This window comes from Lacticaseibacillus pantheris DSM 15945 = JCM 12539 = NBRC 106106, from assembly GCF_001591865.1.
In the GTDB taxonomy this organism is placed as follows: Bacteria; Bacillota; Bacilli; order Lactobacillales; family Lactobacillaceae; genus Lacticaseibacillus; species Lacticaseibacillus pantheris.
This window is the reverse complement of record NZ_BCVS01000060.1, coordinates 1-14978: the sequence shown is the minus strand read 5'-3', so window position 1 is coordinate 14978 and position 14978 is coordinate 1. Positions and strand designations below refer to the sequence as shown.

The window sequence follows — 14978 nt, the reverse complement described above, 5'->3', positions numbered from 1 at the left end:
TCACCGTGGAGCGGTCCACAAAGTCGCAGCACCCCACGGCACCCGCACCAGCCAGAACCGCCACTGAGTGAACAAACGCATGAAAAAAGTGGCCCTCTTCAGGCCACTGATTGTTGACGCTATCAACCAGCGTCAGGGTTAGAACTTGTCTTCTTTGTCACTCGACTGCAACTCCGTGATCTTCCCCGTCTTCAGGTAAACGATCCACTCACAGATGTTCGTGACGTAATCGCCAATCCGTTCGAGGTACGACGCTACCAGCATGTAGTCCATGCCGCCGACAACCGTCTCGGCGTCCGCCTGCATCTCCGCGATACATTCCTGGTAAATGTTATAGGAAAAGTCGTTGATTCCGTGGTCCTGCCCCGCAATCCAACGGGCGCGGTCCTCATCTTCCTTAACGTAGGCGTCCAGGACTTCGGAAACCATTTCCTTGACGGCGTCGGCCATCGCGGCCAACATTTCTTCAATCGCGGGCACGCGGGTATTGCCCTTCACCCTGATGGTGGACTTAGCAATCGAAACGGCGTGATCACCCATCCGCTCCAAGTCGTTCACGGCCTTCATCACCGTGACCACCATCCGCAACTCACTTGCCACCGGCTGCTGGAGAGCAATCATTTCAAAGCTGCGTTTTTCCAGGTCGACTTCACGTTCGTTAATCTGATCGTCTTCCTCGATCACCTGGCGCGCCAAAGCCTTATCGTGATTGATAAATGCTCGCACCGATTTGGAGATGGCCTCGTTGACCATCATCCCCATTTCTGAAAACCGTACGTGCAGCTCGTTCAGCTCGTCGGTAAATTCCTCACGCATAAATTTTGTCCCCCGTTTTTTTAACCAAAGCGGCCGGAAATATAATCTTCGGTTTCCTTGTGTTGTGGATTCATAAATATTTGCTTAGTGGGACCGACCTCAACAATGTCCCCCTGTAAGAAGAACGCCGTCCGGTCGGAGATACGTGACGCCTGGTGCATGTTGTGCGTCACGATAATGATTGTATACTGGTCCCGCAATTCAAGCAACGTATTCTCAATCTGCGTGGATGAGATGGGGTCTAGCGCACTCGTGGGCTCATCAAGCAAAATCACTTCCGGTTGCACGGCCAGCACCCGCGCCATCACGACACGCTGTTGTTGCCCGCCAGAGAGGCCCAAAGCCGAGTCGTGCAACTTGTCTTTGACCTCATCCCAAATTGCCGCCTGCTGGAGGCTCCGCTCACACGCTGCGTCCAAAGTAGCGCGGTCCCGCACACCCGCTAACCGCAAACCATAGACAACATTGTCGTAAATACTAAACGGAAAGGGATTAGGCTGCTGAAACACCATGCCCACCCGCTTACGCAACTGTACCACGTCCGTTGTCGGTGCGTAAATGTCCTCGCCATCCAGTTTGATGGCCCCGGTCGTCCGCGCACCCGGTACCAGGTCGTTCATGCGGTCCAGCGTACGCAGGTACGTGGATTTACCACACCCGCTGGGGCCAATGAGCGCCGTGATTTCGTGTTCCGGAAAGTCGATGGAAACACCCTTGATGGCCTCAAAGTCACCGTAGTAAATGTGGACGTCCTTACTGGTAATGATATTCTTGTTGGCCATGAATTGTCCTCCGTACCTAAGTTGCCAAGCAGTAAATTAACCAAAATTTCCCGACACGTAATCGTCAGTCGCCTGAATCTTCGGCCGCGTAAAGATTTTGCGCGTCTCATCAAATTCAAGGCACTGACCGTTATAGAAGAACGCCGTGTAATCACTCACCCGAGCCGCCTGCTGCATGTTGTGCGTCACGATAATGATGGTCAGCTGGTCCTTGAGCGCCATCATGGTGTCCTCTAACGTTGCAGTCGAGATTGGGTCCAGAGCCGACGCGGGTTCGTCCATCAACAGAATGTCCGGCTTCATGGCAATTGCGCGTGCAATACACAAACGCTGTTGTTGCCCACCAGATAAGGCCAGTGCACTCTTGTGGAGTTGGTCCTTGACCTGGTCCCACAACGCCGCCTGCTTGAGCGTGGTCTCGACAATCTCATCCAGTTCTGCTTTGCTCTTCGTGCCAAAACGCTTCAGGGCAAAGGTGATGTTGTCGTAAATGGACTTAGCAAAGGGGTTGGGGCGCTGGAACACCATACCGATGTGCTTACGCATCTCGTACACGTCCACCGCGTTGCTGTTGATGTCCAGCCCCCGATACATAATGTTGCCCGTAACCCGGCTCCCATAAATATTATCGTTCATCCGGTTAATTGACCGAAGATAGGTCGATTTACCAGAACCACTGGGACCGATGAGCGCTGTGATTTTGTAGCGTTCGAACGGCAACGATACTCCGTGAATGGCTTCGTGCTCACCATAGAACACCCGTAGATCATCGGTGGAAACCGCCACTTCTGCATCACCGGGTAGTTCGCGGATAAAACGGTCATCTAATGAATAATTGGCCATGTGCGACCACTCCTCTCTCGCTATGCGGCGGTCATTTTACGGTAAATAAAGGTACCCACGCGGCGTGCCAGGAAGTTGAATAGCAACACCACAATAATCAATACCGCCGACGCTCCGGCGGAAACGGCGGACGCGTCGGGCTGAATCCCCTCGGCATTGATCTTCCAGATGTGCACGGCCAAAGTTTCGGCCGGACGCATCGGGCTGAGTGGGCTCTGAATATCAAAGGGATTCCAGTCCGCAAAGTTCAGTGCGGGTGCACTTTGCCCGGCTGTGTAAATCAGAGCGGCGGCTTCACCGAAGACACGCCCCGCACCGAGAATCATCCCCGAGATAATTCCTGGTAGCGCCTCGGGAATGACCACGTGGATCACGGTCTCCCAGCGGGATAGTCCTAGCGACAGCCCGGCCTCACGCTGGCTAAACGCAACCTGTTCCAAGGAATCCTCAATGCTCCGCGTCAGCAACGGTAGGTTGAACATGGTCAACGCGAGCGCGCCACTAATGATTGAGAACCCAAACTTAAACTGAATTACAAACAGCAGAAAACCGAACAACCCCACGACCACAGAGGGTAAACTACTCAAAATTTCGATGGCCGTCCGGACAATTTCAACTATCCGCCCTTTGCCGGCATACTCCGATAGGTAAATGCCCGCACCGAGTGAAATCGGTACCGATATCAGCATCGCCAACACCAACAGGTAGAAGGAGTTGAACAGTTGAATTCCAATCCCCCCGCCGGCCTGGAACGCCTTTGCCGGGCTCGTCAGGAAGTGCCAAGAGATGTGCGGGACCCCGCGCACCAGGATGTAACCCAGTAGTCCCGCCAGGATGAGCACAATGATTCCCGCAATGACGTTGATGACGCCAGTGGCAATTTTGTCCACACGTTTTGCGTTCATTTCAGGGCACCCCGCTTTCCAATCCAGCGAATGACCAGGTTAAAGGCCAACGACATGAGTAATAGTATCAACGCCAATGACCACAGCGCGTTATTCTCCAGGCTGCCCATGACCGTGTTACCAATACCGCTGGTCAAGACGGAGGTCAAGGTGCTGGCTGGACTAATCAAGTCCTTTGGCAACATGGCCGCGTTACCAATCACCATTTGTACCGCTAGGGCTTCACCAAACGCGCGGGCCATCCCGAACACGATCCCGGTCAGAATACCCGGCACCGCAGCCCGTAACACTACGCGCGAAGTTGTCTGCCACCGGGTTGCGCCCAAAGCCGCAGAGGCCGAACGGTAATAGCTTGGTACGGCGTGAATTGCGTCCACGGTCATGGAGGTAACGGTCGGCAAAATCATGATAAACAGCACAAACGTCCCGGCCAGAATACCGAACCCAGTCCCACCAAAGACGTTACGAATGGCCGGCACCACGACGCTCAGGCCAATGAACCCGTACACAACGGATGGGATCCCCACCAAAAGGTCAATGACCGGTTGGAGTATCTTTGCACCCCACTTAGTCGCGATTTCGGTCATAAACAAGGCCGCCCCGATGGCAAAGGGGGTAGCAACAATCGCCGCCAAGAAGGTTACGCCGAAACTACCAATAATCATCGGCAGGGCGCCAACTTCGGGTTTACCGTGGGGTCCGGTGGTACTCGGCGACCAGCTAGTTTTGCTCAAAAAGTCCCAGAGGTTCACCTTGTTTTGGTAGAAAGTCGCTAGCCCTTTAGACGCAACAAAGTAAAAGATTGCCACGACGACCAGGACAATCAGCGCGATGCACGCAAAACTAATCGCCCGACCCCGCTGTTCAATGCGGGCCGCACGCGATTTGCGTAACATGGCTGCGCGAATCTTGTCTTCTTCCATCATGTCCTCCTACTGGCGCGTAACGCGACCGTTAACGTCACGTACAATCTGCATGTCGTTAATAGGGATGTACCCCATCTGCTTCACGAGCGTCTGTTGCACCTGGTCGCTCATAACGTAATCAATGAAACGTTTAGTGAGTCCCTTCGCAGCACCGCGGGTATACATATGCTCGTACGCCCAGATATGCCAACGGTTCGAGTGCACGTTGGCCTCGGTCGGAGCCACCCCGTCAACCTTGACCGTCTTCACGTCTTTGTTTACGTACGAAAAGGCCATGTACGAAATCGCGCCCGGTGTGCTGGCGACAATTTGCCGCACCATCCCGGTGGAATCCTGTTCCTGCGCCGTCATGGTTGGGACGTCCCCCATCACCCAGCGTTCAAAGGTCGCCCGGGTACCGGAACCCTGCGCCCGGTTCACCAGCACGATGGGTAGGTTCTTACCGCCAACCTGCTTCCAGTTGGTCACCTTACCGGCAAAGATGTTACGTAACTGCTGCGTGGTTAGGTTAGTCACGTCCACCTGCTTGTTCACCACGGGGGTGATACCAACCACCGCCACTTTGTGATCCACGAGGGCTTTGCTATTGATGCCCTTCTTCTCGCTGGCAAAGAGGTCGGAGTTACCGATGGAAACTGCGCCTTGCTGAATCTGGGATAGCCCGGTGCCGGACCCACCACCCTGAACGTTCACGAAAACGCCGTAGTGGTCGCTGGCGTACTGCTCGCCGGCCGCTTCCACAAGCGGCTGAAGCGCAGAACTACCCACTACGGTAATTGATTCGCCGCTCCCGCTGGATTTGCAGGCGGTCAAACCAACCAGCATGAGTATTAATACTGTGAATAGGCCTAGCTTCTTCACGGTGCTACCTCCACACATTCTGTCTATTATCAGTGTACTGTTCGTTGGTAAATGCCACAGTCACGTTACTGTAATGGTTGTGTAAATCCTCGTTGCGATTGGGGGGGTTGTGAGTGCCGCCGGTCCGTTTGGCGGTAATCAAGCTCCGGTGCTGGGGTGGTGGTTGGTCGCTGAAAGGGTGAAAGCTTCAGCCTGCTCCGCAGTCTTCCGCTGCCACTCAGAGCCTACGGGCAAAACCCGCCCGCAGTCTCTGAGCTGGTCTCGCCGTACGGCACTTCGTTTCTACGGCGCTGCTATCGCAGCCCCATACAGCGACCAACCACCACCCCCGCACCTCCACTTGATTACCGCCAAGCGGACCTACATGGGGTGCACCCAAACCTAAAATAAATTGGCGTCAGCACAATAACTTTTTTAACATTGACACAATCTGTATATACACATCAATAAAGAACCGTCACCACCAAGCGCCTGAAGCTTCAGTGGTGACGGTTCTAATGTAAAAGGCGGTGTTGCCACCACATAAATTTCTAACGGAAGTTATTACCGCTACAGCTAACAAATAACTAACTACTTAAACTACCCAGTCTGGCTCTGGTGTGTGCGACAACGTTCCCGAAAGGTCAAGTGCCGCCAAACAATTGTATCGACTTTTACTTTGTGGGGGTCGCGTTCGGTAAAGCAACCGTAAACGTGCTACCCACGCCCAGTTGGCTAGCCAAGTGGATGGATCCACCCAAAGCTTCCACCAGTTCGGAGACAATCGCCAGTCCTAAACCAGTACCGCCACTATTCCGTGACCGTGCTTTATCCACACGGTAGAACCGCTCAAAAATCCGTTGCTGTTCGTCGTCGGCGATACCGACACCGGTATCCGAAACCTGTAGCCGAATGCCACCGTTAGTTCGCACGCCGACGATTGATAACGTACCCCCATCTTTATTGTAAAAGACGGCGTTATTGACTAGGTTACGCACAATTTGACTCAACTTGCTCTTGTTAGTTTCCAACGCCAGGTCGGCATCTAGCTCAACATTCACGTGTAATTTCCGGTCGGCAATCGGCTGCTGAATACTATTCAGCGCGTTTTGGACTAGCGGCGCAATCGTGACCTTCTCAATATGGTCGTTGCTTTCACCAACGCGCGACAGCGCCAGCGTATCCTGAATCAACTGGGATAGCCGCTGGGATTCGCTTTGAATGATGTGCAAAAAGTTGTCCAGCGCCTCGGGATCATCTTTAGCCCCCGCCAGTAGTGTTTCCGCAAAGCCGGCGATGGCGGTTACCGGCGTCTTCAACTCGTGGCTCACATTCTGGACAAAGTCGGACTGCATCTGTTCGACTTTGCGCATGAACGTCACGTCGTACAGAATCACCAGCACCTGGAGTTCATCTGGGCCCTTCCGAATGGCCACCGTCGTCGCATCAACGTCAACCGTACCATCCTGAATCTGGATTTCCTCGTGCCGACTTTCACCATCACGCGCCGTGTGTTCAATCATTCTGCTCAAGGCAAAGGTCTGGATATCATCAACGTACGGGTGGCGTTGCCGACTAATTTCGTGGCCCAGCAAAGTCGCCATGGCAGTGTTCACAATGGTTACTTGACGCTGACCGTTAATCAACATGACCCCTTGCGGCAGGTGATCCACTAACTGCACGAACCGTTCCGAACGCACCGTCAGCTTCCGGCGCCAGTGCGTAACGTCACCCTCCAAGCCCTGAATTTGGTAGGCCAGCGGGTAAACTCGTGAGCTCGGTGGCACCAGTAACGGATGGGCGTGGTGGTCATACCGCACGCGGTGGATGTTATCCGCCAACGCGTTAATTTCGGATTTCAAATGCCGGTCGTCCCGGGCGCTCCAGACCAGTAGGAGGGCCACCAACGCCCAGTAAATAACGGCGTAAATGATACCTTGCTTCACGCCAACAGTGCCGACGTTCCAGGCTCGGCCAACAAAACCCCAGTTACCGTCTTTGCCTGAAGAAATGTACACAAACTGCCGCTTACCGTTGAGGTGAATGTACACGTGGCTATGATTGCGCAGGTCATCCCCACTCCGAATACGGTCCTGCACCACCGCCGCAATGTGGGATTTACCGTCCAAATTGACTTCCGTTATCCGCCCCAATTCTTGCTCCTGGTGACCGCCAGCCTTGGCGACCACCGCCATTTGCTGGTAAGTATCGTACTGTTTTTGCGCCAGAATCGTATTTTGCAGGGTGATAAGGGCAAAAAAGCCCGCTATCGCTAGCAGGGCTATCACTATAAAACGTCGACGCGCATGTTTAAGCATTGGGATCCTCCAATTGGTAACCAAAGCCACGGACGGTCTGTAAATATTCCGCGTGCTTAGGGTCACGCTCAATTTTTTCCCGTAAATGACTCACCTGAATGTCCACCATCCGGGTCTCACCAGGGTAATCGTACCCCCACACCCCGTTCAGTAGCACGTCACGGGACAAAATCTTCCCGTGGTGAGTAGCAAAGTATTGCAGTAACTCAAATTCTTTGGGCGTCAGGTGCAGACGTTCACCCCGCATCGTGGCCCGGTGGTTCAACGGCTCAATGGTTAACTCGCCAACTTTCAATACCTTGGCCCCATCGTCCTTGGCGTTACCCACCCGGCGCTCGATGGCCTTGATACGCGCGATGATTTCGCGGGGTGAAAACGGTTTGGTGACGTAATCATCTGCCCCCAGTTCCAAACCAATAATTTTGTCGGCCTCAGAATCCTTGGCGGTCAAAATCATGATGGGCGTGGTCACGTCGGCTTTGCGTAACTCCTTCGTGACGTCAATGCCATCCATTCCGGGTAGCATGAGGTCCAAAATAATAAAATCAAACTCATTATTCAGCGCTAGAGCCACGGCGTCCTGGCCGTCGCCGGTCGAGGTCACCGCGTAGTGCTCGGCCTCGAGGTTGTATTTAAGCAAAGTAACGATTGCTGGTTCGTCGTCCACTACCAGAATTTTCTTCATCATTAATCCTCCGGAAAGGTGATAATGCCCAAAAGGTGCGGCGTGCCCGTGTAAATAGCGGTCTCCACCAGCCGAAATTCGCCGGCCGTATCCTGCACTCGCAGCCGGCAAAAGGTACCCAGATGTTGTGACGCGTTATAAAGTGATGCGGTGTCCGTCACGTCCGCCCCGTTACACTGTAACACGACGTCGCCCGGGACTAAACCCATGCGCGCAGCCGGCGTATCAGCCACCACCCCCACCACGCGGACGCCAGGACGCACCAGCGTGACTTCGGGGTGCGACCGCCGTAGTACCCACAAAGTAACGAGGGCACCCAAGCTCAGCAGCGCGACGCCCAAAATTACTGGTGTCGCCTTAACCACATCGGCGTACACAAACGCAGCGGCTATCACCGTAACGAGCCCCACCACGCCCTCAACCCACGCGGTGCAAACAAGCGCCGGCCGCGACTTTGCCTGTTGGTGGGTAAAACCGAAACCGAGGAATAGCGGCAAGGCCAGTAGGGCAAAGTGGCCCTGGCTGAGTCCCAGACCTAGGTGCGGCCACCACGGCAACGCCGCCAGCCACGTGCCGGGCACCGGCAGTATGAGCGGTAACCACAGTAGCTGACGCACCCGGTACCGCGCCCAAGTCTGCCCGCCACGACTAACCACGCGGGGTGAGGAGACAGGTCGGTGCCCCCGCCAGGCCGTATAGGCGTTGACTAGCAAGGCTAGGCCCACAATCAGTAGCGTGCCGGGGGCCCACTTTGCCGGGGTGCCGCTGGGTAACCCGATTGCCGACCACCATCCATGCGGAATGGCCCAGACAATGGCACCAACCAGCCCTAGATATAGTGGCGAAAATCCGGGCATCACCAGCGCCATGATCAACGCGAGTGCGGCAAAGGTGATGCCAACCGCGGTGGGTATTGTGACGCCGAGTACGATTAACAGGACGGACATCAATATCCCCGGCAACAGGGTCGCCAACCAGTAGTACCCTTCTTCGAGGAGGTCGCGGGTCACCGCCAGCCGCACAGCTGCGCGCTCGTGCTGCAGCCGCCGCCCCGCACGAATGCGGACAACGAGGGCAATCAAGATGGTGCTCACCAAAAATAATAGGTCAAACTGGATCACTCCCACTGCAATGACACCTCCACTTGTTTACTGCAAGTATACCAAACTACACTGGGGGACAGGGCAACGATTCATGACAAAGTGGCGGCTTAATTATACCTAGCGCTGAAATTTATCCTCAATAATCTTTTGCATATAACCAATCAAAAACCGCGACCCAACCGGCCGCGGTTTCATGGATATCACTTTAAACTTTGAGGTAACGACGCATCGACAGCCCGGCCCCGGCGGCACCAATCACAATTCCGATACCGGCAAGTAATAGGTCCAACCAGAACAGGAACGGCATCGTGTTAAAGAACGCGTAACCGTTGGCCGCGACGCTCAGGCCACTGTGGCTCACAACGGCCCCGTAACCCATGTCGACAATGATAATTGGGATAAGCGAGCCGAACAGCCCCGTCCATGCGCCTTCTAGTAGGAAAGGCCAGCGGATGTAGCCGTTAGTCGCCCCGACCAAGCGCATAACCGCAATCTCTTCGCGTCGGGACATAATCGTGATACGGATAGTGTTGCTGATCAGGAATACCGCTACCAGTAACAACAGCACCGTGAAAGCAACGCCCCAGTTGCGCACCTTAGCCGCTACTCTGAACAGCTTGCGGGCCGTATCACCACCATAACTAGCTGATGCCACGTTAGCCAACTTGCGGGCTTTCTTCGTGACCGCCATCGTGCTGGCCGAGTTCTTCGTCTTCAGAATGTAAACGTCGTTCAGTGGGTTATCGTCACCTTTGAACATGTTCCATTCTGAACCGTAACCACTCACAATGGAATTTAACTCGGCATTACGGGAACGGTACGTCACCTTCTGAACGTGCGGAATCTTCTTGAGCTGCTTAGACAATTTGTCCTTGGCGGCCTGCGGGGTCTTCCGCTCAACGTACACGCGGACCCGGACGTCGTTTTCGACCTGACGGCTGACGTGGTTCACGTTAAACAAGACGGCCAGAAAAATACCGACCATGAACAAAGTCACCGTGACGGCCGAGATGGATGCGACGGACATCCAGCCGTTCCGGCGTAGGCTCTTTAAGCTGTCGCGGACGTGCCGCTTAATCACGTTAGTTTTCAACTTCGTAAGCCCCCTCTGCTTCGTCACGAACAATGGCACCACCGGCAATCTCAATTACTCGGTGCTTACGCGAATTAACAATATCCCGGTTATGCGTCGCCATGATGACCGTCGTCCCGGCGCCGTGAACGCGGTCCAGGATATCCATGATTTCTTCACTCGTATCCGGATCCAGGTTCCCGGTCGGCTCGTCAGCGATGACCACCGTGGGCTTGTTCACAATCGCCCGGGCGATGGACACACGTTGCTGTTCACCACCAGACAATTCATTCGGGAAACGCCGAATTTTTTGCTCCAAGCCAACTTGCTTGAGCACATCCAGCACACGGGGCTTGATGTCATCCTCGGGCGTCTCAATAACCTGCATGGCGTACGCAACGTTTTCAAAGACGGTCATCCGGGGCAGCAACTTGAAGTCCTGGAACACGACCCCCATCGACCGGCGGAGCATTGGTACGTCCTGCGGCTTCATCGTGCCAAAGTCAAAGTCGTTAATCGTAATCTGTCCACTGGTTGGTACCAACTGGTGGTACAACATCTTAATCAGGGTCGACTTCCCGGCCCCACTTTGCCCAACGATATAAACAAACTCACCCTGCTGAACCTTTAGGGACAGGTTTTTGACCCCGGTCACGCCGTTGTCATAGGTCTTAGTGACCTTATCAAACACAATCATTTTGCGGAACCTTCCTTCCTCAATCGGGATTCTTCTGTGCTAATTGCCACTGTAAGTACGCGTAGATAAACGGATTCAAGTCGCCGTCCATCACTGCCTGGCCGTTGCCAGTTTCATAATCGGTACGGTGATCCTTCACCATCGTATACGGGTGGAACACGTACGACCGAATTTGCGAACCAAAGGCGGTGTCGAGTTGCACACCACGAATCTCCGCTTCCCGCCGTTCCTGCTCTTCCTGTTCCTTCTGGTAGAGCTTGGCCTTCAACATGTTATAAGCCGTTTCTTTGTTCTGAAACTGTGACCGCTCGGCCTGCGAACTGGTGACCAAGCCGGTAGGAATATGAATTAACCGGACGGCGGAACTGGTTTTGTTAATATGCTGCCCACCGGCCCCGCTACTGCGGAATACTTCCATCTTGATGTCATCCCACCGCAAGTCAACGTAGATGTCCTTATTGAGTTCCGGCATCACGTCAACCGAAGCAAAGCTGGTGTGGCGGCGTGACGCGGAATCAAACGGTGAGATTCGAACCAGCCGGTGTACACCCTTCTCGCCGCGCAGCATTCCGTAGGCGTTGGTACCCTTAATCAGCAAGGTAACGCTCTTTAACCCCGCCTCGTCGCCGGCTAGATAATCCGCCACTTCAACGCTATAGCCGTTTTGATCCGCCCAGCGTTGGTACATCCGCAACAGCATACTGCCCCAATCCTGCGCCTCAGTCCCACCAGCGCCCGGATGGATTTCCAAGATGGCGTTGCTATCATCGTACGGCCCATCCAGCAGCAAGTTCAGCTCGTACTTCTGCATGGCTTCCTGCAGCTGACTCAACTGCTGCTCAGTCTCTGCCTGTAGCTCCGCGTCGGGCTCTTCCTGCAGTAACTCGTACGCAGCCTGGAGGTCATCCACCGCGTCACTCAGACGGTAAAAAGCATCATGCTTGCTCTTCATCACGTTGGTGGCATCAATCACGGCCTGCGCGGACTCCGCGTCGTCCCAAAAGCCGGGCGCGGCCATTTGGGCTTCATTCACACTGATATTTTCGTTCAGCGCATCGAGGTCAAAGCGACCCCCTAAACTGGGCAATCTTTGCGCCCAAATCAGTTAACGCATTACGAATTTGGCTTAATTCCATGTTGATAATCCTCACTCATAACTATTATGTACAAAGTTATGTTGCCAATCAGACGAAGCCTGTGACAACATAACTATTTCCATACTGCCCCTGACACGCGTTCAGCCAGCAAGTCCAAGGACCGGCTGGCTGCAACACGCCACAGAACGTGTGGTTTAACGTTCAATATTTTGACGAATCTGCGCCTTCATGAACAGACGGGTCGTGTTCTCATCAACGGCGCCAACCATCTCTTCGAACATCCGGAACCCTTCTTCCTGGTATTCAACCAGTGGGTTCATCTGCCCATAACCACGCAGGCCGATTGCCTGACGGAGCTGATCCATCGCGTCAATGTGGTCGGGCCACAGAGAATCAACCACGCGCAGGATAACCACCTTTTCAAATTCCAGCATCTGTGCCTTATCGGGAATCTGCTCGGCTTTGTCCTGGTAGTTGGCCTCAACTAGCGACATCAACTTCGCCTTAATTTCATCAGCGGAGTGTCCATCGATATCCTTCTGGGTGAAAGCCTCATCGGGCACCATGTTGGCGTGAACCCAGTCAAGCAAAGCCTCACTGTCCCACTTAGAAGCATCCGTCCCCTGAATGTGGGTGTCCACAATGCGGTTGACGGTCCGTTCAATCATCGCCATCAGCACAGGCTTCAGGGTGGTTGTTTCGTCAATCACCTGTTGCCGCTGCTTGTAGATGACCTCGCGTTGCTCACGCATCACGTCGTCGTACTGCAGAGTCTGCTTACGGGTATCGTAGTTGTTACCTTCAACCCGCTTTTGTGCTGATTCAACCTGACGGCTAACCATCCGGGACTTGATTACCTGGTCGTCATCCGCAACCTGTAACGACTGCAGGACAGCTTTGATCCGGTCCGAACCAAAGCGCTTCATCAGGTCATCCTCAAGGGACAAGTAGAACTGGGTAATCCCCGGGTCACCCTGACGACCAGAACGGCCACGCAGTTGGTTATCAATCCGCCGCGATTCGTGCCGCTCAGTACCCAACACGGCGAGGCCACCCAAAGCCTTCACGCCGGGTCCCAGCTTGATATCCGTACCACGACCAGCCATGTTGGTGGCAATCGTGACGGCACCGCGCTGGCCCGCGTTCATAACAATTTCGGCTTCCTTCAAGTGGTTCTTGGCGTTCAAGACGGTATGCGGAATGTTCATCTGGTCCAACAGGTCACTCAAGCGCTCACTGGATTCGATGGCCACAGTACCAACCAACACGGGCTGGCCCTTCTTGTGGCGGCGCTCAATATCCGCAGCAACGGCACTGAACTTACTATCTAATGACGGGTATAACACGTCCGCTTCGTCCAAACGAATAACGGGCTTGTTGGTCGGGATGGTAATAACCAACATGTTGTAAATTTCGCGGAATTCCTCGGCTTCGGTCTTCGCCGTACCAGTCATCCCGGACAGCTTGGTGTACATCCGGAACAGGTTTTGGTACGTGATGTTGGCCATGGTCTGGTTTTCATCCTGAATTTCCACGCCTTCTTTGGCCTCAATTGCCTGGTGCAGGCCATCAGAGAAACGCCGACCCTCCATGGCACGACCGGTAAAGGAATCAACAATCAAAACCTCACCGTCTTTGACCATGTAATCAATGTCGCGCTGCATGATGAAGTTGGCGCGCAACGCCTGGTCCAAGTGGTGGGTCAGGGCCGTGTTTTCGGTGTCGTAAAGGTTATCCAAACCGAAGTGTGATTCGGCCTTAATAATCCCGGACTCCGTCAACCCAATGGTCTTGGTTGACCAGTCAATTTTGAAATCTTCAGTTTCTTTGAGTGTCTTCACAAAGGCGTCTGCGCGGACGTACAGGCCGGTCGACTTAGTGGCACCACCGGAAATAATCAGTGGCGTCCGGGCTTCATCAATCAGGATTGAATCCACTTCATCGACAACGGCAAAGTTTAACCCGCGTTGAACCATCTGTTCCTTGTAGGCCACCATGTTATCACGGAGGTAGTCGAAACCGAGTTCACTGTTGGTTGAGTACGTGATGTCGGAGTTGTAAGCCTCACGCTTCTCTTCGGGGGACTTGTCGCTCAGGTTCAGGCCAACGGACAGGCCCAACCAGTTGTACAGTTCACCCATTTCGGTGGCGTCACGTTCACTCAGGTATTCGTTGACCGTGATAACGTGCACACCCAACCCAGAGAGGGCGTTGAGGTACACCGGCATCGTGGCAGTCAGCGTCTTACCTTCACCGGTTTTCATTTCGGCAATGTTACCCTCATGCAGGGTAATACCACCAATGATTTGCACGCGGTAAGGGTACAGTCCCAGAACCCGACGCGCACCTTCACGGGCAACCGCAAAGGCCTCCGGCAAAATATCATCCAGGGTTTCCCCTTTAGCTAGGCGCTCCTTAAATGCGGGCGTCTTAGCTTGAATTTCCTCATCGGACAGCTTGGCAAATTCATCAGCGTAGCTCATGACTTGGTCGGCAATCTTGCCGATTCTTTTCACTTCACGGGCATCACTTTCAACCCATTTACGAATCATATTTGGCATTAGTAAATCCTCTCCCACACTAGAAGTGCGTACAGCATCTTGCTAATTGTAACATTGATACCATTGCATTTGTACTAATGGAAGGTAACATTTTTGTAACGTGCGTATCCACTGGCATGGTTGTGCAAGCAAAGTGGCGGTGGGGTTGCGGCTTACGTGCCCTGCGCCGTGATTGCTACGGTAGTGGTCGGCGGCAGCGTAGGCCGGGCTGGTGAGTTACGGCTTTCGTGGGCACTCCGCGGTAATCCACTGCTAGGGCGAAACCTCCAACTCGCTAAGTGCATGCGAGTTGGAGGTGCGATTCTGAGCCTGCCCGGAAACCCGCCGGCCGGT

The 14978-nt window shown here is 54.1% G+C and carries 13 protein-coding genes; all 13 read right to left on the bottom strand.

Translation table 11 applies throughout. The annotated features are described in order from the left end of the window. Positions 1–138: 138 nt before the first annotated feature. Positions 139–816: a phosphate signaling complex protein PhoU gene (phoU, locus tag LPA02S_RS07435; protein ID WP_054649684.1), complete on the bottom strand. Its 678-nt coding sequence runs from the start codon at positions 814–816 to the stop codon at positions 139–141. Between the two features lie 20 nt (positions 817–836). Continuing rightward, positions 837–1598: a phosphate ABC transporter ATP-binding protein PstB gene (gene pstB, locus LPA02S_RS07430; RefSeq protein WP_054649682.1), complete on the bottom strand. Its 762-nt coding sequence runs from the start codon at positions 1596–1598 to the stop codon at positions 837–839. A 36-nt stretch (positions 1599–1634) separates the two neighbouring features. Then, on the bottom strand, positions 1635–2441 hold the full coding sequence (gene pstB, locus LPA02S_RS07425; protein ID WP_054649680.1) for a phosphate ABC transporter ATP-binding protein PstB: 807 nt from the start codon (positions 2439–2441) through the stop codon (positions 1635–1637). A gap of 20 nt (positions 2442–2461) precedes the next feature. Continuing rightward, the gene (gene pstA / locus LPA02S_RS07420; protein ID WP_054649678.1) at positions 2462–3346 is read right to left on the bottom strand and encodes a phosphate ABC transporter permease PstA; all 885 of its coding nucleotides are present in this window, start codon (positions 3344–3346) and stop codon (positions 2462–2464) included. Continuing rightward, entirely contained in the window at positions 3343–4269 is a 927-nt protein-coding gene (gene pstC, locus LPA02S_RS07415; RefSeq protein ID WP_054649676.1) for a phosphate ABC transporter permease subunit PstC, read from the bottom strand. The genes pstA and pstC overlap by 4 nt, the downstream gene beginning before the upstream one ends. Before the next feature lie 9 nt (positions 4270–4278). Beyond that, positions 4279–5097 (bottom strand): phosphate ABC transporter substrate-binding protein PstS family protein, encoded by an 819-nt coding sequence (locus LPA02S_RS07410; protein WP_235803486.1) that lies wholly within the window; start codon positions 5095–5097, stop codon positions 4279–4281. Positions 5098–5786: 689 nt separating this feature from the next. Next, positions 5787–7430 (bottom strand): two-component system histidine kinase PnpS, encoded by a 1644-nt coding sequence (pnpS, locus tag LPA02S_RS07405; RefSeq protein ID WP_056956369.1) that lies wholly within the window; start codon positions 7428–7430, stop codon positions 5787–5789. Next, positions 7423–8115: a response regulator transcription factor gene (locus LPA02S_RS07400; protein ID WP_056956370.1), complete on the bottom strand. Its 693-nt coding sequence runs from the start codon at positions 8113–8115 to the stop codon at positions 7423–7425. Before LPA02S_RS07400 ends, pnpS begins: the two co-directional genes overlap by 8 nt. Before the next feature lie 2 nt (positions 8116–8117). Then, the gene (locus LPA02S_RS07395; RefSeq protein ID WP_054649668.1) at positions 8118–9242 is read right to left on the bottom strand and encodes a PDZ domain-containing protein; all 1125 of its coding nucleotides are present in this window, start codon (positions 9240–9242) and stop codon (positions 8118–8120) included. Between the two features lie 181 nt (positions 9243–9423). Continuing rightward, positions 9424–10311, bottom strand: a complete 888-nt coding sequence (ftsX, locus tag LPA02S_RS07390; RefSeq protein ID WP_054649666.1) for a permease-like cell division protein FtsX — start codon at positions 10309–10311, stop codon at positions 9424–9426. After that, the gene (ftsE, locus tag LPA02S_RS07385; RefSeq protein ID WP_056956371.1) at positions 10301–10987 is read right to left on the bottom strand and encodes a cell division ATP-binding protein FtsE; all 687 of its coding nucleotides are present in this window, start codon (positions 10985–10987) and stop codon (positions 10301–10303) included. Before ftsE ends, ftsX begins: the two co-directional genes overlap by 11 nt. A 19-nt stretch (positions 10988–11006) precedes the next feature. Next, positions 11007–12123 (bottom strand): peptide chain release factor 2 gene (gene prfB, locus LPA02S_RS07380; protein ID WP_156302064.1). Its coding sequence is split into 2 segments (ribosomal slippage): positions 11007–12050 and positions 12052–12123, totalling 1116 coding nucleotides; the frame shifts between segments, so codons are not numbered across the junction. A 155-nt stretch (positions 12124–12278) separates the two neighbouring features. After that, on the bottom strand, positions 12279–14645 hold the full coding sequence (secA, locus tag LPA02S_RS07375; RefSeq protein WP_054649664.1) for a preprotein translocase subunit SecA: 2367 nt from the start codon (positions 14643–14645) through the stop codon (positions 12279–12281). Between the last annotated feature and the right edge of the window lie 333 nt (positions 14646–14978).